The organism is Rhodomicrobium sp. R_RK_3 (assembly GCF_002198715.1).
Taxonomy (GTDB): domain Bacteria; phylum Pseudomonadota; class Alphaproteobacteria; order Rhizobiales; family Rhodomicrobiaceae; genus R-RK-3.
Genome location: NZ_MWLK01000024.1, coordinates 52,000 through 70,136 on the forward strand (window position 1 = coordinate 52,000; position 18,137 = coordinate 70,136).

Sequence of the window (18,137 nt, forward strand, 5' to 3'; positions counted from 1 at the left end):
TTCTTGGGATGGAGACGTTCACATGCCCGCACCCATGCTCACGGCGCTTGCCGCCATCGAGGCCGCGACAGTCCCGCTGATGCCGGGCGATGATGCGCCCGTCGCCCGTTACTTCATCCCGGTTCCCGAGAGCCGCGATCCCAGGGACGTCGCCGACGAGGTGACGGCGCGGCTTGGGGCCCTCACGCCCGTCGTCGAACAGATCTCGGCCTCGGCGCCCCGCGATCTCGTGTTGACGCTGCCGGGGCGCAGCTTCGTCGCGGCCCCGCCTGCCTACACCGCCGGACATGCGCTGGAAGGCGAGCTGGGGCTGTCACCCGTCGAGCCGGACATCGTGCATAATGTCGTGCCGATCGAGCGTCCGGGGGACGGCCCGGAACTGGAGTCCGTCGATGACTTCCCCGGCTGCTGGGCCGGCGAGGAGAAAAAGGTCGAGAAAAACAAGAGCTGGGCCCTCGACCGGATGCATGTCCGGGAGGCCTGGGCGCTGTCGCGGGACATGCGCCGTCCCGCCCAGGGCGAGGGCATCGTCATCGCCCAGATCGATACCGGCGTCACCGATCATCCCGAACTCGCCGACGCCGCCCGCGCCGGCTCCTGGAATATCCTCGGCGACGGAGCGAGCCGGGAGGACGCCACCGACCCCATGAAGAACGGGTCACGCGGTCACGGCACGGCAACCGGCAGCGTCATCATCAGCCCGGAAAGCATCGAGGTGGTCGGCACCGCGCCGAAGGCGAGGCACCTCCCCATTCGCGCCATCGAGAGCGTCGTGCGGCTGTCGCAGACCAACGTGGCGGCCGGGATCGACCGCGCCGTGGAGATGGGCGCCCATGTCATATCCATGTCGCTTGGCGGCATCTGGTCCTACGCCCTGTACCGGGCTCTCGCGCGGGCGGTCGCCGCCGATGTGCTGGTGCTGGCGGCGGCGGGCAATTGCGTGCGGCTGGTGGTCTGGCCGGCGCGCTTCGACGACTGTATCGCCGTCGGCGGTTCCACCATCGACGACACGGTCTGGATCGGGTCGTGCAGGGGCGCGTCGGTGACCGTCTCGGCGCCTGCCCAGAACGTGTGGCGCGCCAAGGCCGGCACCGCCGCCTCCGGCCAGGGCGAGGGCACCAGCTTCGCCGTGGCGCTGACCGCTGGCGTGGCGGCGTGCTGGCTCGCCCATCACGGACGCTCGTCGCTGGCGGCGCAGGCACGGCGGCGCGGGGAGACCTTGCAGTCGATGTTCCGGCGCCTCATCAAGGCGAGCGCACGCAGGCCGGGGCCGGGCTGGGACGTCTTCAACATGGGCGCGGGCATCGTCGACGCCAGGGCGCTGCTCGAGGCCGATCTCGATGCCGGCCGGGAGACGGAAACACCTTCGGCGGCCTATGCCGGCCGCACGGAAGACGCCTCGCTCCGCGAATTCGCGCTGGAAACCTTCGGCGAGCCAGCGGCGGCGGCGCAGATCGACTGGATGAAATATGGTGCCGAGACCAGCCTTGCCGTGCTCGGCGGGCGCCGTGCCCGGCCGGCCGCGGAGGGGCTGGAAGCGGCAGAGCTGCCATCGGCGCTGGCCGGCGTGCCGGAGCCGGTTCTCGCGGCGCTGAAGGAGGCCGACAGGCAAACCCTGCCGCCGCGCGAGTTCCCGACACCGCCGCGGACGCAAGGCGATGATCGGGTGCAAGGCCCGGACAGCCGCCGGCTGGAGCAGCTTCGCACTCAGATCATCGCGCGCCAGCTCGCCGAGAAGGACCTGGCGGGAGCGGGCTCGCAAGCCGCCCGCGCCCTCACGCTGGAGAGCACTCTGCCGCCCGGCGAGGACATGCCGCATCCGGACGATGTCCTGCAGCGGGTCTTCGACGTGGCCCGCCGGATGCCCGCCAGCGAAAAAGGCGACCCGGTGGCTTTCGGCCTGGCGCTGCAAACGCTGTTCGAGCATGGCGGCAACGCGGTAAAAAAACTCGCCGATCTCGGGCGCGACCGGACTCCGCGCGTGACGCCGGACGAAGCGGCCTCCCTGGAAGCCGTCATCATCGCCGATGGCACGCGGCCGAGCTTCCTGCTCGCCGATGGCCTGCCGCCGGAAGATCACCCTTTCCTGGGCATGTGGGCCGATGAAATGGCCGCGCACAACAAGAAGGTGCAGGCCTTGGCGCGGACCGTCGGCCGCGTTCAGCCGACACGCGGCCATGCCTCGAAATTTATCGGCACCGCAACCATGGTGGACAGCGCCAAAGGGCTGGCGCTGACGAATTACCATGTCGTCGACGATGCAAGATCCGCCTGGTCGGTTCCGATGATCCAGAACGGCAACCGGCTGCGCGTTCCCTCGGGGCTTGAGGTCGATTTCGGCGGCGAGGCCGACCGGGAGGAGCAGAACCGCTTCCGGGTGGTCGAGGTCATCCTGCCGCAAGGTTTCGGCCGGGGGATGCGAAACCTGGATGCCGCCGTGCTGCGGCTCGAGCCGCTCCCCGGCGCCCACAACGGCCTGCCGGAGCAAAGCGCCGTCCTCGATTCCAACCCGGACTTCGCCGCAGGCAAACTAAGCTCGCTGATCGTCGTCGGCTTTCCAGGCCCCGCCCGGCCGGGCCAGTTCAAGCAGGATGCGGAGGTCGATTGGGCGTTCGTGACCAACACCTTGTTCGGCAACCGTTTCGGCTTCAAGCGCGTCGCCCCCGGCAAGTTCTCCGAGCCGCTGGGTTTCCACGAAAGCGATACCGCGCGCTCGGTCTTCGGCCACGATCCGACCACTTTCGGCGGCACTTCCGGCGCCCTGCTGGCGGCCTGGGAAGAGGAGCGCGCGCAAATATTCGGTTTGCATTTCGGCGGCTGGACGCTCGACGCCAATTACGCCATCGCCATCACCAAGGTGGCGGACGCATTGCGCGCGATCGGGGTTCCTGTGGAGTGAGCACGGATGGAATGGGCCTATGCGATGCTGAGACGGGCGAATGCCTGGCTGCGCGGCGAGCCGTTCGAGAAGCGGGTCGCGCTCGTCATCGGCAACGGCGCCTATAACACGGCGGCGACCCTCGCCAGCCCTGTGCAGGACGCCGCAATCATGATGGCGGCGTTGGAAAAATGCTCCTTCGGCGTGAGCATCGGCCTCGATCTGCCGGCGGCGGGGATGCAGCAGACCTTCGACGCCTTCGTCGCCAGCCTCGACGGCGCGGATGTCGCGCTGCTTTATTATTCGGGACATGGCGTGCAGGTGGGCGGGGAGAACTATCTGGTTCCCACCGACGGCGCGCTGCGGGACGCCGATGATCTGCGGCAGTTCCCCTCGCTGCCGGACCTCATGGCCCGGATGTCGAAGAAGGCGAAGAAATGCATCGTCATCTTCGACGCCTGCCGCAACGAGCCCGTCTCCCGCAGCTTCGGCGATGCCATCGCGCGCAGCAAGAGCATGGTGCAGGCGGCGACGGAAAAGCGCGCTCTGAACGTCGCCTCCGACCTCGCCCAGGACCGGGCCACCATGTGGGGGGCCGACAATTACATCGCCTTCGCCACGGCGCCGGGAAGCGTGGCTTATGCTGGAGATGGGCTCAGCCCCTTCACCGAGGGCATCGCGGGCCACATCACGACGCGGGGTCTTGAAATCAACGATCTGATGATGCGGGCCAGCCTCTATGTGGAGAGCCTCAAGGACGCGGCCGCGCAGACGGTCTGGGCCAACTCGTCCTTCCGGAGCCGCTTCTTTTTCCGGGGTCGCAGCTATCGGCCGGCGGTGATCTTCACAGGGCTGGGCATTGTCGCGAGTTTGCTCGCCGCCGCGACCAAGACGATGACTAGCTCAGATTACGGGGCGCTCGCCTTCGCGACGCTGCTGGGCTTGGCAACTTGGTTTGCGGCGAGGCAGCGTAGCCGTTTCTCTTCTGGGGCCAACCCGTTCTACCCCATGATTGCGATCTTCGCCCTGCTGTCGCTGGTTATCGTGGTCCATACCAAGCCGATGATTTCAGACCCGCTCGTCGAGCACTTCTTCGAAAAAGACTATCAACTTCTATATGACCGCATTAACGAATCACGGACAAAAATTTCTGAAATAGAAAAACAGATAAGTACTCTCGAATTGGCGGGGGCCAAAGTCAACTACTTCGCAAAGGGCAAAGACGCCGCTAACCCTGAAGCCTTTCAACAGATCAATCCGAATGACAAAGCGCTATTCGACCTAAATGCATCGTTGCAGGAGGCTAAGGCAGAGGAACAGCGGCGCGTTGACGCCAAAGACAAATCGCTACAAGGCTCGCTGTGGAATGCTATTTTGACCATTGCTACATTATCAGTATTGATTTGGGCTAGCGCTGCTCTCTGTTTTGATTTGTTTTCTTCGCCGAGGGCGTGGACGAACGCTTTCGTTCTTTGCCTAGCAGGTGTCGCTTACTCAATTGCAAGTGGAATTTTGGTAACCTATATCGCGCGCATCGTGGCATTTGCCGGAGTTGGATTGGCTATCGCCTATGAATTATCGCAGAAGCCGTCGCCGGGGTTAGACTTTCGCGCAACCGACTGGGCGGAATTTCCTTGGAGAAAAATGCTTTCCAGGCGCCTAGCCGTATTTGGCGCTATTGGTGCGCTGTGCGGAGTGATGTCTGCGTTTGCCGTTACTTGGCCGGATGGCGCTCCCAGCTTCTATAAGCGAATGTTTACCGTCATTGGCGTCAACAAAGATGCCAGTGAGTGGCCGCCTTTGGTCTTATTTATCGGCTTATCCTGCATTGTCGCCTTTTTCTACGTAGACAAAAAGATAATACTTTCCCTCTTGGTTGCGACACCGGTGGGATGGCATATCGCATATGGCCTCGGCATTAATTTAGCTGTATCCGCCGGCGATGACATTCAGATCAGTATTCTTTCGTCGGCGTTGTGTGGATTTGTCGGCGCCGCTATGGTGGGTCTTGCAATATTTGCGTTTTACAGTACCATCGACGTGCTTATTCTTGTATTTTTTACGGCGATGGTCGGAGCTTTGCTCGCAATGCCGTGGGCTATGCTTAAGGATCCGGCCGCTAACCCATATTTGCTTTTCATCCCTTGGCAGGCCGGCGTCGCCGCCGCAATCGGTGCGATTCTGACCTATCTGGACGCAAAAGCCGCCGTGCCAAAACCTGCGCCAGTCTCAGCGTTGCCGTGGGTTGGTGCCCGGGCACAAGACTAGGCGCTGTCGGCGAAGCGAGAGGGTGACAGCATCATGAAAAAGGTCATCGCCTACACCTTGCACGAGCACGAGCGCAAAGCCGTCGACGCGGTCATCCACAATCCGCGCCATTCGCACAGTTTCGTCATTGGTGAGCTCACCGATGACGCCATCGAGGCGCTGCGCCGGGACCACATCATCATCGAGGTCAAACCGGAGGTGGCCGAGCCGCTAACGCCCGGCAACCTCAATCGCGAGGCACTGGAGGCGGCGCCTCCTCCGCCTCCGCCGCCGCCGCCCCCTCCTGCCCAGACGCGGGGTTGGTGGGAGGCGGTTACGAGCCTCTTCCGCGCCCCGCCACCTCCGCCCCCGCCGCAACGCCGGACGCCATCGGCATCGCGGCCCAAATCCTTCGCGCCGCCGCCGCCCGACCTGCCCAGCCTCGATCCGAACGCGCGCAATCCCTATCTGATCGTTCTGAAAGGGCCGATGCTCGAAGAGTGGCGCCAGGCCTGCACAATGCTCGGCGTGGATTTCCTCGAATACATCCCGCAGAACGCCTATACCGCGCTGCTGACCGATGCACAGCTCGCGCAGGTCAAGGCCCTGCCTTTCGTTGAGCGCTGCCGCTATTACAACGCCAGCGACACAAAGGCCGTCGGCTATCTGCGGCGGGAGCGGCCCGTGGGCCGCACCAAGGGCCTGTTCGAGGAGAGCGGTCACCGCGGCCTCGCCGCCGACAGCGGAAAGCTCTACGACATCCGCCTGCATACCGCCGAGCACATCGACGGCGTGCGCCAGTGGCTGGTGGAGCAAGGCGCCGAGATCGTTTCGGTCTCACGGCGCAAGCTGCGGGTGAGGCTCCCCGACGGCAGCCCGGTGGTGGATCACATCGCCTATGTGAGCGCGGTCGCCGAGATTCAGGAATATGTCGAGCCGACTTTGTTCAACGACCGCGCGCGGGCGCTTATCGGCTTGTCGGCGGCCGATGCGGCGGCGGCCGCGCCGCTGCGGCAGACCGGCGAAGGCGAGATTATCGCCATCGCCGATTCCGGCCTCGACGACAGCCATCCGGATTTCCGGCCGGCGCGCATCGTCAAGCTCATCGCCCGCGCCCGGCCGGGCGACACCACCGACTTTCACGGCCACGGCACGCATGTCGCCGGCTCGGCGCTCGGCGAGGGCATGGCCTCGGAGGGAGAGATCCGCGGGACCGCCCCCGCCGCCCGTCTGGTGTTCCAGTCGATCATGGATGCGAGCGGGCGGCTGACCGGGCTGCCCGCGGATCTCGGCGACATGTTCGAGGAGGCCTACCAGCATGGCGCCCGCATCCACAACAACAGTTGGGGCGCCGACACGGAGTCGCTCTACACCTTCAATTCGGTGGAGGTGGATGAATTCGTCTGGGAGCATCGCGACATGCTGGTGGTGATCGCCGCCGGCAATAATGGCGTCGCGAGCAACCGGTTCTACAGCGCCGTCGGCTTCGTCGACTGGCTGTCCATCGGGTCGCCGGCGACCGCCAAGAACGCCCTGACCGTAGGGGCGAGCCGCAGCGACAGGAAGGCGGGCGGCTTTTCCACCCGGTCCTATGGCGGCGTCTGGACAGACCGCTTTCCCGATCCCCCGATCGCCGCCGAGCCGGTCTCCGGCGACCCGGAGGCGATCGCCGGGTTTAGCGGCCGTGGTCCCTGTGACGACTGGCGCATCAAGCCCGATCTGGTGGCGCCGGGCACCGACGTGCTGTCGACGCGCTCGGCCATCGCCCCGGACCGCAGCTATTGGGGCCCCTACAATTCCAATCCGAAATACGGCTATATGGGCGGCACCAGCATGGCGACGCCGCTGGTCTCGGGCTGCGCCGCTTTGGTGCGCCAATATTACGTCAAGGAGCGCGGCGTCCTGCCCAGCGCGGCGTTGCTCAAAGCCACGCTCATCAACGGCACCGTTCGGCTGACATCGGAGTCGGCGCTGGCCGACCACCCGAAAATTCCCAATGTTCATCAAGGCTTCGGCCGCATCCACATGCCGGGCTCGATCCCCAATCCGGGCCGGCCGAAGCTGCGGCTCGCCTTCGTCGATGGCTGGCAGGACGCGGCGCAGCGCTTCATGCGCACAGGCGATCGCTTCGGCTACCGGTTCCAGCTCGCGGCGGGCGAGGAATTGCGCGTCTGCCTGTCCTGGATCGATCCGCCCGGCCGGGGCGTGCAGAACCTTCTGGCTCTAATCGTCGAGCATCCGGAGACGCGCAAGAAATGGATCGGCAATGCCGACCGGCCAAACCCGCTCGGGCCGTTCGATCCCAACAACAATGTCCAGATCGTGCGTCTGGATCAGCCGCCGCCGGGCGACTACATCGTCCAGGTCTTCGCACGCAACCTCTTGCGGGTGGGCCAGGATTTTGCGCTTGTCGTGACAGGCAATCTGAGCGCGCAGGAATTGGACCCCATCTAGACTTGGTCGGCTGAACGGGGGCGCCCCGCACACGAATGCCGGCCGCGCCAAGCTCCCTCTCCTGGGAGACATTTGCGTGTCGCATCGACCTCTCCTCACCGAATTGCGGAGTGGCGAGCGGGCCTCAGCTCCTGCCGCAGTGGCGACGCCGCGCCGTCCCGCCGCGAGGCCGATTGACTCCCTCGGCCAACGGTTTAAGACATTATGGCTACTTCAGCGGACTGCCATTCTGCCAGTAACTCTCGTTGTTTTGCGGTATTCAATTTGAGCGAGCTCTTCGAGAAGCCCCGCTGGGCCAAAGATTTCCTGCGCTTTCTGCCGTTGAAAAGCCAGTTCGTGCTTTCGGGCAATGTACGCGACCGCTATCCGACCCCGGCCCCCTCGGGCGATCCGCTGATCCTGCCGCTGGTGTCCTATCTCGGCGCGGAACTGGTGGAGGCCGGCATCGGCCGCATTATCAGCTTTGATCCGGCGCGCGGTTTTGGCGTGCCGGGCATCCTCGGACGCGACGTCAAAGCCGATCAGGGCTATTTCGCGCAATTCGGCATCAGTTTCGACGCCGCGGGGCGCGCGCCGGCCTCGACCGAGAAATTTTTCGAGATCGCCACCATGCTCGCCTTCGCCGCCCCTGAGCCGACGGCGCTGATCGCGGATTTCGCGGCGCGGCTGGTGGTGCGGCCCGAGCATATGATCGACCTCGAACATCGCGGCTTCACTCGCGCGCTGGTCACGGCGAACGCGGTCGAGCCGCGCCCTCATCCGAAGACGCGGCGGCCCTATTTCAACCCCATCGTCTGGGTCGTCGAAAAGGAGGGCGACCTGCCCGACTGGTTCGTGATCGGCAATCCGCGCCTGCGCCATATCCCGATCCCCAAGCCGGATCACGTCGTCCGCCGCAGCGTCGTGCACGGCCTGATGCGCAGCCTTCCCGCCGGCGACGCCACGCCCGACGCGCTGGCCAAGGCGGAGGATGCCTTCGTCGAAGGCTCCGAGGGCCTGCTTGTGATCGACCTCGCATCCATCGCCCAGCTTGCCCGCGAAGAAGGTTTGGCCGCGCCCGACGTGGCCGAGGCGGTGCGCCATTACAAGCTCGGCGTCACGGAAGATCCCTGGCGCAAGATCGACCGCAAGAAGCTCGCGCAGGCCGAGGCGACGGTCACCGCGCGCGTGAAAGGCCAGCCCCATGCCGTTAGCCATATGCTCGACATCGTCAAGCGGGCGGCGACCGGCTTCGGCGGCAAGCGCGGCGGGCGTCCGCGCGGCGTGGCCTTCCTGGCGGGACCGACCGGCGTCGGCAAGACCGAGCTTGCCAAGACCATCACCGGCCTGCTGTTCGGCGATGAGAGCGCTTACATCCGCTTCGATATGAGCGAGTTCTCGCTCGAACATTCCGACCAGCGGCTGATCGGCGCCCCGCCCGGCTATCTCGGCTACAATACCGGCGGCGAGCTGACCAACGCCATCCGCGAAAAACCGTTCTCGGTCGTGCTGTTCGACGAGATCGAGAAGGCGCACCCGAAGATCCTGGATAAATTCCTGCAGATCCTCGATGACGGCGTGCTGACATCGGGGCGCGGCGAGCGGGTGTATTTTTCCGAAAGCCTGATCGTCTTCACCTCCAATCTCGGCATCACCCGGGCGCTGCCGGACGGCACCCGCGCCGCCAACGTGTTTCCGAGCGAGCCGCTGGACGAGATGCGGGCCAAAGTGCGCGCCGAGATCGAGCGGCATTTCAAGCTGGAGATCGGCCGGCCGGAACTGCTGAACCGCATCGGCGAGAACATCATCGTCTTCGACTTCATCCGCCCCGACATCGCGGAGGAGATTCTCGACGCCATGCTGGCGCGCATCCTGGCCGATGTCCGTGCCGAGCAGGGCGTCGAAATCGAGCTTGCGCCATCCGCCCGCGCCGCCCTCGCCGAGATCTGCCTTGCCGACCTCGCCAATGGCGGCCGCGGCGTGCGGAACCAGTTGGAGGCGCATTTCGTCAATCCGCTGGCGCGTGCCGCTTTCGCGCTGGACATGCGGGCCGGGGAGCGGCTGTCGGTGGACAGCGTCGAGCAAGCGGGCGGCGTCACGTCGCTGACAATCGCCCGCCGGGTGGCCTGAGCCATGACGGTTCCCAGGCTTTCGCTGTCGAAATTGCATTTCCCCATCACCGCGCTCGGGCCGGGACGGCGGATCGGCATCTGGTTCCAGGGCTGCTCGATCCGTTGCGCGGGCTGCATGAGCCGCGACACCTGGTCATTCTCGCGGGCAGGCGAGCCCGTCGAGACGGTCGTCGCGCGCATCACGCCCTGGCTCGCGGAAGCGGACGGCGTGACCATCTCGGGCGGCGAACCTTTCGACCAGCCGGAGGGACTGCTGGCTTTGCTCGCCGGTCTTCGCCAAAGCTTCGACGGCGATGTGCTGGCCTATTCGGGCTATGCGTTCGGCGTCCTCGAAGCGGCGCATGGCCGGGCGCTGTCGCTCATCGACGCGCTGATCAGCGAACCGTTCGTCGAGGCGTTGCCGACCGACAGGCCCATCCGCGGCTCGGCCAATCAGCGCCTGCATCTGCTCACCGCCCTGGGCGCCGAGCGCTTCGCGGGGCTCGATACGGCGCGGGCCGGTTCGCTCGATCTGGTCTCGGGCGCGGACGGATCGGTCTGGATCGCCGGCGTTCCGCGCCGTGGCGATCTCCACCGGCTTTCGCATATACTCGCCACTCGAGGCATCAGGCTCGCGACATCGGCCGGCCGCATGGGGGGCGCTTCCTGATGGACTATGTGCGGCATTGCCCGAATGGCCATGAACGCCCGGCGACGGAACTCGTCTGCGAACAGATTCTCGATGACGGCAATATCTGCCAGTTCCCGCTGCACGATATCTATCCCGTCTCGGTGGCACCCGCGCCGCCGGCGCTAAAGGAGCCCGAGCCCGAACCATATCAGCCGGCCTCTCCGCCCCCTCCGGCGCCTCCTGAACCTCCGGCGCCCGAAATCCTCGCGGGTACCTGCCCCAATGGGCATCCGGTCGATGAGGATGACGCCCTCTGCCTGACCTGCGGCGAGATCGTCGCCGGGCACGCCCCCAATCCCGACCCGCCGCCCCAAAACATCGGCGACTGGGAGATCCTGGCCCCGCTGCCGGGCCCGGCGGACGAGGCGGAGCTTTTCCTCGCCCGCGCGGAGCACAGCCCGGAAACCGTGCTGCTGAAATATTACCGGCCCGGCGTCGAGCCCGATCCGGCCATCTATCCCGCGCTCGGGCGGCTCGAACCCGGCATGGCGGCGGCGCTGCTCGGCCATGGCCGGCTCGGCGCGCGCGCCTTCGAGGTCTGGGAGCACATCGACAGGCCGACGCTCGATGATCTGCGCTCGCAATTTCGCCCGAACCCGGCGCTGCTGCAGGAGGTCGCCGCCAGTCTGATCCGCACGCTGGCCAGTTTCGAAAGTTTTGGCTTGCGGCATGGCGGGCTAAAACCTGCCGTGGTGCGCGTTCGCTCGCGGCTGCCCTTGCTGCTTGCCATCACCGATTTCGCAACCGCCAATCTGGCCGAATTCGACGTCGAAATTGCCCGCATCCGGCAGCCCAGCCGCTATATGGCGCCGGAAGCCATCGCGGAGGCAACGACCAGCGCCTCCGATTGGTGGAGCCTCGGCATCATCCTGCTGGAGCTGGCGACGGACGGCGCCTGTTTTGCCGGCGTGCAGGATCGCGCCTTCCTCCTGCATCTGGTCACGCGCGGCGTGGCGGTGCCCAAGGACCTCGAGCCCGGCTGGCAGGAATTGCTGAGGGGCCTGCTGACGCGGGATCACGGCAAGCGCTGGAAGGCGGACGAAGCCATGCGCTGGGCCGACGGCGAGCGCGGCATCCGCACCGCGCAGGACGAGCCGGGAGCCGAGGCGCCGCAGCAGGGCCCGTCGCTGCCGTTCAAGGGCACCCGCTATGTTTCGCCCGCAGCTTTCGCGCTCGCCGCGGCGGAGGAGGAGAACTGGCCGCAGGCGGCGGCCATTCTGGAAAGCGGCGCCGTCGCGAGCTGGCTCGAGGAGATCGACCCCAAAAGCCGCCGCCTGACGCAATTGCGCAAGATCGCCGCCGACATCAATCTGGCGGAAGATCACCGCGTCGCGCTGTCGCTCGCGGCGCTGAGCGAGGATCTGCCGCTTTGCGAGCGCGGCGAAATCATCGGCCCGAACTGGCTGCTGGCGGACCCGCAAAAGGGCGGCGCCTGGCTGGCCCCAGCGCCCCAGCGGCATCTGCGCGATCTGAAGCGCGATAAGGATCGCTGGCTGGTCCAACTCGCCGAGCGCGCCGACCGCGTCAAGGCTCGCATCCGCGACCTGCGGCTCACTCTGAACGCGGAGCAATTCGCCGTCCTCCGGCTGACGGCATCGGCCGCCACGCTGGATGCGCAGTGGCGCAAGAAGCGCGAGCTTTTCCCCGACGCAGCCGCACCGGCGCTCGCCGCGATGTTCGACCGGCGGATGCTGACCGACGAGGATATGCTGCTGCTCCTCAGCGTGGAAGCCGGCGCGTTCAAGCCCAGGGAAGAGGTCCTGCGCGAAGCCGAGGCTTTGGCCGAGGCCGCCGGCGTGCCCGAGTTCGACCGGGAAGCCGCCGGTGCTCTGCTGCGATTGCCGCGCGCCGACCTCGCCGACCAGCTCGCGGAAAGACTGCCCGGCTTTTCCCGCTGCGGACGCCCGGCCGTCGACGAATGGGTCGACCGCTACCGCGAGAGCAACAAGCGCATTTCCCTTGCGCGCGCCATCGTCGTCCTCGCTGTGCCGGAGCAGGACTGGCGGGAACCGCCGCACCAGGACTACGTCCGCAACGTCCTCGGTTTCCTGGAGCGCAAGGTGCTGTCCGGCGTACAGCGCGGGCCGCTCGTCCAGCTCAAAACCTCGAAATCCTCGGCGCGGGTCGATCTCGTCGATCTGGGCGGCCCGAAGATCCGGGAGGACGTGCTCAAGGCCATCGTCACGCGCCGCGAATATGATTGCGGCCTGACGGGGCGGTCACGGCCCGAGCAGCCGGTCGTCGACCGGTTGCGCAGGCTCGATTCGCAGGCTCGCACCTATCGCCGCGACACCGGCGTCAATGCGCTGATGCTGGGCTATCCGATCCTCACCCTGAAGGAGGCCAAGAGCGATGGTGCCTCGGCGGTCAAGATCGCGCCGGTGCTGCTCTGGCCGCTGAAGATCTCGATCCAGGCCGGCGCGACGGGCGCGGTAAAATTCGGCTTCGACACCGAGCGCGAAGTGCAGCTCAATCCGGTCTTAGACACCATCCTCGGGGCCGATGTCTGCGCGCGCTGGCAGCTTCTCGCCGAGCAATTGCTGCAAGGCGGCATCGCCGATGCGAGCGATGTGCTGACCGCCTTCGAGGAGGTCGCGCCATTGGCCGGAGGCGCCACCGTCGCTCCGATCCCGAAGGCGACGGCGGCCGGCAAGGCTGGACAGCCCCAGCTTCATTCCGCCGCCGTGCTGTTCCTGGCGGATTTCGCCAGCCAGGCCATTGTCGAGGACTTGCGGCATTTGCAGAAGCGCCCGCTCGAGGCGACGGCGCTCGAATGCCTGTTCCGCCTGAAGGATGCCGAATTCCCCCCGCCGCCTCGCCGCCCGTCGGAAGCAGAACGCTTCTCGACGCTCGAGGCCGACCCCTCGCAAGAGCGCGCGGTGCTGAGCGCCCGCTCCGCGCCCGGGCTCGTCCTGCAAGGGCCGCCGGGCACCGGCAAGAGCCAGACCATCGTCAATGTGGTGGCGGATTGCCTCGGCCGTGGCGAAACCGTTCTCGTCGTCTGCGAGAAGCAGGCCGCGCTCGAAGTCGTGCATAAGCGGCTCTCGGCGGAGGGCCTCGATCACCGCGTCTTCCGGGTAGAGAACACGGTCAGCGACCGCGCAAAGATCCTGAAGGCCCTGCAGGCGCAGGTGCCGCCGCTGCTGCATCAGAACGACCGCTATGCAACGGCAAGGCAAGGCCGGCGGTTGGAACTGGCGGCGCGCATCGATCAGACCGAAGCCGATCTCGACGCCTATCATGAGGCGATCTACGCGCCGCACCGGCGTCTCGGTTACGCCTATCGCGATGTGCTGTCGCGCATCGCCACTGAGAGCACCCGCACCGGAGGGCTTGCCGCCCCTGCCTTGCGCAACATTCTCGGGCCGCTCGATCCGGGGCGCCTCGAGGCGGCGGTCGGTGAATGCGCCGGGCTGGTCGATGCCTGGATAGACGGGCATGTCGACGGGTCGCCCTTGGCCGTGTTTGCCGCGTTTCCGGTCGATGCCGGCCTTGCCGAGCGGATTGCCGAGGATTTTCGCTTCTGGCAGGCCTGCGAGACGAGGCGCGCCGATGCCATCGCCGCCTACCGCCGGCCCGGCTCGGCAAGCGATCGCCCATTGCCGGTCGCCGATCCCAGACCCGCGGCCGACTGGCTCCGGGCCCATGCCGCCGCGCTGAGCGCCACCGGACCCGAAATCCTCGCCTGCGTCGTCGCTTGGCAGCCCTTGTTCTCCGCGAACGGTCCGCGCCGCGCGGCGGGCGCCGAACAGCGGCGCGCGCTCGCGTCTCTGCTGGATCGCCTCAGCCGCCTATCCGCGCCCGGCTGGGCGGCGGCGTTTGCCCCCTATGCGAAGGTGCTCGATCAACGCAGCCTGGCGCTTGCGGCACGGCGAGGCGTGCATTTCCAGCCGGCCAAATCGCTCTTCGAGCAGATGAGCCCGGTGCGGCTCGCGGCCCGCGTCACCGCCCGCGCCGCGATGCGCAAGCTCGGCCTCCCCCTGGATGAGGCAAGCTGCGCCGCCTTCGCGCAGGCTGCCCGCCTCGAGCGGGAAACCCGCAAGGCCGCATCCAAATTGCATCAGATCAGCCAAGCCCTGGGGATCGATCACAGCGGCGAGGCCTCCGATCTGCGCTCCGTCATCCGCAAAGCCAAGTCGCTGGCGGCGGATCTCGACCGCTTCGAAGCTTTCGCCCGGCGTTTGGATGCGTGTCCGCTGGCCGGCGAGGCCTGGCGGGCCGCCTTCGACGCGGAATTCGAGATCGACGGCGGCGCCCCGCCGACCGCCTTCGCCGCATTCCTGGAACGGCTCGTCCAGGCGACGGCGGTGGCGGAAACGCGCATGGCCGCGGGGAGCGCCTTTGCCGCGATCAAGCCGTGCATCGATGCCCGCTCCGCGCAGGAATGCGCCGCCGACATCGCGGAAGACCGGCCGCAACGCCTGCCGCTCGCCGCAATCGAGGCGGCGCTGCCGCATCTCCTCGCCTATCAGGCCTTTCGCCTGCGGTCGCGCGCGCTGTCCCCGGCAGCGGCGGCGGTCTTCGCCGCGCTCGGGCCGCTGGCGACGCGCCTGCGCGATCTCGACCCGCGAGGGCGGCGCGATGCTCTGGCGGCGCTGCTCCGCTGTGAAGCCGCCCGCCAATGGAAGCAGGAGATCGAAAATGATTTCCCGCAGCTCCTGCAGATGCGCCAGCAGATCGACGAGCGCGTCGCGCATCTGTCCGATCTCGACGCCAAGATGCGCGACGCCAATCTCAAGGTGCTGGCGCATGTCGATGGCCGGCAGCTTTCGAGCCTGCAATCCTGGACGCCGCTTTGGCCGCTCTCTGGGGGGAATTCGAAGCGCCTGCGGCAGGTGGTCGAGCAGGGGCGCGGCCTCGGCCTGTTCAAGCTGCGGCCGGTCTGGCTCGTCAATCCGGACGTGGTGAGCCGGATGTTTCCCCTCGATGCCGGGCTGTTTGACGTCGTCATTTTCGACGAGGCCTCGCAAATGCGCGTCGCCAATGCCGTGCCGGCTCTCTTCCGCGCCCGGCGCTGTATCGTCAGCGGCGACGACAAGCAATTGCCGCCGACCAGCTTCTTCGGATCGCGCCTGGATTCCGGCGAGCAGGATGAGGATGACGACGACTGGGTCGACACCGATACCGGCGATGCCGAGGCCGAAAGCGCCGAACGCAGCCGCCGCCAGCTCAGCGAGAGCCGCCGTCACGTCAAGGATTGCGAAGACCTGCTGGCGCTTTCGCGCGGGCTGCTGCCGCAAGCCAGCCTCGACATCCACTACCGCTCGGCCTACCGGGAGCTGATCGCCTTCTCCAATGCCGCCTATTATGACGGCCGCCTGAACGTCCCGGTGCGCCGTCCCTCCGCCGAGGTCGCGAAGTTCAAGCCGATCGAGCTGCACCGCGTTGACGGCGTCTACAGCGCGCAGACCAACCCGGACGAAGCGGCCGCGGTCGTCGACTATCTGGGCCGGCTCTGGCGCGAAAACCCGGCGCCGCCGACCATCGGCGTCGTCACCTTCAACATGAAGCAGGCCGATCTCATCCGCGCCGAACTCGCCAAGCGCGCCGACAGCGACCGCAATTTCGGCAAGGCCTTCGAGCGCGAAAGCAGCCGGAAGGACCGCGACGAGGATGTCGGCTTCTTCGTCAAGAACCTGGAAAACGTGCAGGGCGACGAGCGCGACTGGGTGCTGTTTTCGACGACCTTCGGGCGGGACGAGGACGGCGTGTTCAAGCGCGTGTTCGGCGCGCTCGGCCAGCAGGGCGGCGAACGGCGGCTGAATGTGGCTGTCACCCGCGCCAAGCAGAAGGTGCTGCTGTTCACCTCGATGCCGACGTCCGACGTCTCGACGCTGCTCGGAGGCCGCCGTGAGCCCAACCTCGCCCGCGATTATCTGCAAGCCTATCTGCGCTATTGCGAGCTTGTAGATGCGGGCGATTTCGCCGAGGCGATGACGCTGCTGAACGTTTTTCCGCGCGGCGACCAGCCCGCCGATCACGGCGGCATGCGCGAGCCCGACCCGCTGGTCGATGATGCGCTCGATCTGCTTTGGCGCCATGGCTTCGACGCCTGCTCGATGCCGGCGGACGACGCTTTCGCCATGGACATCGCCGTCACCCATCCCGCGACCGGCCTCTACGCCCTCGGCATTGAGTTCGACGCGCCCCGCCATGCCTTGCTGGCGAGCGCGCGCGCCAGGGAGATCTGGCGGCCGAAACTGCTGCTGCGCTCCGGCATGCGGCTGCACCGGGTGGTGTCCGCTGCCTGGGTTCAGGATCCCGCCGGCGAGCGCGAAAGACTGCTTCAGGCGGCACGCGAGGCAACGGAGGCGCAGGCATGAGCAAGCTGGCGGTCTATCACTATCGCGTCCCGACGCAGGAGGAGCGGCGCGCGGCGCTGCAAAAGATCGCGCAGGTCCGGGAGCTGCTGCGGCGCTGCGCGGCGCTGCGCGAGAGGCTGGAGCGTTTCGAACCCGTCGAGGGAGAGGACCTGCCGCAGACGCTCGCCCGCTACGACCGGGCGGTCGCGGAGCAGCGCTGGGACGATTTCGTCGAGGATTATAACCGGCTCTATGACAGCCTGCCCGCGCTCGAGCAGCGGCTCGAACAGCAGCTTGCCGCCGCCAAGGGGCGCCGCCTCCGCCTCGAGCTGACCGCGCGGACCCTGGCGGGCGATGCCTCCGGCGAGGAAAAGCCGTTGCTGGAGGCGATCGCGCGCGGCGCCAAGATGATGCGCGCCGATGCGCTAGACGCGGCCGATGCGAAGATCGAGGCGGTTCTGGCGCGAAGGCTCAACGCGGCGTCGGGCGCGGCGGCCAGCGCCGTCTCAGCGGCCCAGTCCGAACTGGCCCGCGCGCTGCGGCATCCGGATGCGCCGCCTCCAGAGCGGATTAGCGGCCTGGGCCGGCAGGCGCTGGTACCGCCGCTCGCCGGGGAGGCGGATCGCTCCCGCGTCGAACGGCTGATCGCGCAGCTTTCGGCGCTCGACGAGGATGCCGGACATTATATCGACCGCGTCCTCGCCATCGCTGGGGAGACGGATGGCTCGACCAGGGCGATGCAGCTCGACTCGCTGGTGATCGAGATCTCGGAACGCGAGGCCGGCCGCCGCGCCGCCCGCGACCTGTCGCGGCTGACCGGCGAAGCGCTCGCCGAACTCACCCCTTTCGACAGCCCGGCCGCCGACATCATGCGCGAGCGCTTGCGGCGCGCGGCGGATGTCGGCGAGGCGAGGGCGCTATTCGACGAAGCGCGCGCGCTGGCGGCGGCGGAAGCCAAGCGCCGCGACGGCGCCTTGGCCCGGGCCGCCATGCTGAAGGCCCTGAGCGGTCTCGGCTACGAACTGCGCCTGCAGGGCGAGGCATGGGCGGAGGGCACGCAGCTCGAGATCCAGCGGCCCGGCGAGCCGAATTACGACGTGCAATTATCCGCCCCGCCGAACGGCCGCATCCAATCGAAAGTCCGCGCCTATGCCCATGCCGGCCGCGGCGACGGCGTCAACCGCCGCGACGTCGAGGTCGAGCAAAGCTGGTGCGACGATCTGCGGGCGCTGAACGCGCTGATGCAGGCGGAGGGCTTCGCCGCCGACATCGTGCATGAAGAAGGCCCGGGCTCGGCGGCGCAGAAGCCGCTGCCCGCGCGCGAGGCGGCGCGGGAGGACGCCGCAACGGCCGGGCCGAGAGCGCGGGGCGTGACGTGATGTGAGGCGGAGTGAAAGGGGAGGGGACGCGAGGCGCCAAAAAATATTATAAAATCCTCAGCCACGAGCGCCGGGGCGCCCTTTCGAACGCCCCAT

The 18,137-nt window shown here is 67.1% G+C and carries 7 protein-coding genes; all 7 read left to right on the forward strand.

Annotated features, from left to right (window positions below):
• The first annotated feature begins 22 nt into the window (after nucleotides 1-22).
• The 7 genes from BLEFHOIH_RS14025 (at nucleotide 23) to BLEFHOIH_RS14055 (ending at nucleotide 18,041) form a co-directional block, all read left to right on the forward strand.
• On the forward strand, nucleotides 23-2,899 hold the full coding sequence (locus BLEFHOIH_RS14025; protein ID WP_088346487.1) for a S8 family serine peptidase: 2,877 nt from the start codon (nucleotides 23-25) through the stop codon (nucleotides 2,897-2,899).
• A 6-nt stretch (nucleotides 2,900-2,905) separates the two neighbouring features.
• On the forward strand, nucleotides 2,906-5,146 hold the full coding sequence (locus tag BLEFHOIH_RS14030) for a caspase family protein (protein WP_088346489.1): 2,241 nt from the start codon (nucleotides 2,906-2,908) through the stop codon (nucleotides 5,144-5,146).
• Between the two features lie 33 nt (nucleotides 5,147-5,179).
• Nucleotides 5,180-7,579 carry a S8 family serine peptidase gene (locus tag BLEFHOIH_RS14035; RefSeq protein ID WP_088346490.1) on the forward strand — a complete coding sequence of 800 codons (2,400 nt, stop codon included), beginning with the start codon at nucleotides 5,180-5,182 and terminating at the stop codon, nucleotides 7,577-7,579.
• Nucleotides 7,580-7,843: 264 nt separating this feature from the next.
• Complete coding sequence (locus BLEFHOIH_RS14040; RefSeq protein WP_245297007.1) at nucleotides 7,844-9,688, forward strand: AAA family ATPase; 1,845 nt, start codon at nucleotides 7,844-7,846, stop codon at nucleotides 9,686-9,688.
• Between the two features lie 3 nt (nucleotides 9,689-9,691).
• The gene (locus tag BLEFHOIH_RS14045) at nucleotides 9,692-10,339 is read left to right on the forward strand and encodes a 4Fe-4S single cluster domain-containing protein (protein WP_088346494.1); all 648 of its coding nucleotides are present in this window, start codon (nucleotides 9,692-9,694) and stop codon (nucleotides 10,337-10,339) included.
• Nucleotides 10,339-16,683 (forward strand): AAA domain-containing protein, encoded by a 6,345-nt coding sequence (locus tag BLEFHOIH_RS14050; RefSeq protein ID WP_088346496.1) that lies wholly within the window; start codon nucleotides 10,339-10,341, stop codon nucleotides 16,681-16,683. The genes BLEFHOIH_RS14045 and BLEFHOIH_RS14050 overlap by 1 nt, the downstream gene beginning before the upstream one ends.
• The gene (locus BLEFHOIH_RS14055; protein ID WP_088346498.1) at nucleotides 16,680-18,041 is read left to right on the forward strand and encodes a hypothetical protein; all 1,362 of its coding nucleotides are present in this window, start codon (nucleotides 16,680-16,682) and stop codon (nucleotides 18,039-18,041) included. Before BLEFHOIH_RS14050 ends, BLEFHOIH_RS14055 begins: the two co-directional genes overlap by 4 nt.
• Nucleotides 18,042-18,137: the final 96 nt, after the last annotated feature.

What these genes read in the sequence shown, in the direction of transcription:
- BLEFHOIH_RS14025 (WP_088346487.1), top strand. Translation starts at nt 23, where the DNA reads ATGCCCGCACCCATGCTCACGGCGCTTGCCGCCATCGAGGCCGCGACA.
- BLEFHOIH_RS14030 (WP_088346489.1), top strand. Translation starts at nt 2,906, where the DNA reads ATGGAATGGGCCTATGCGATGCTGAGACGGGCGAATGCCTGGCTGCGC.
- BLEFHOIH_RS14035 (WP_088346490.1), top strand. Translation starts at nt 5,180, where the DNA reads ATGAAAAAGGTCATCGCCTACACCTTGCACGAGCACGAGCGCAAAGCC.
- BLEFHOIH_RS14045 (WP_088346494.1), top strand. Translation starts at nt 9,692, where the DNA reads ATGACGGTTCCCAGGCTTTCGCTGTCGAAATTGCATTTCCCCATCACC.
- BLEFHOIH_RS14050 (WP_088346496.1), top strand. Translation starts at nt 10,339, where the DNA reads ATGGACTATGTGCGGCATTGCCCGAATGGCCATGAACGCCCGGCGACG.
- BLEFHOIH_RS14055 (WP_088346498.1), top strand. Translation starts at nt 16,680, where the DNA reads ATGAGCAAGCTGGCGGTCTATCACTATCGCGTCCCGACGCAGGAGGAG.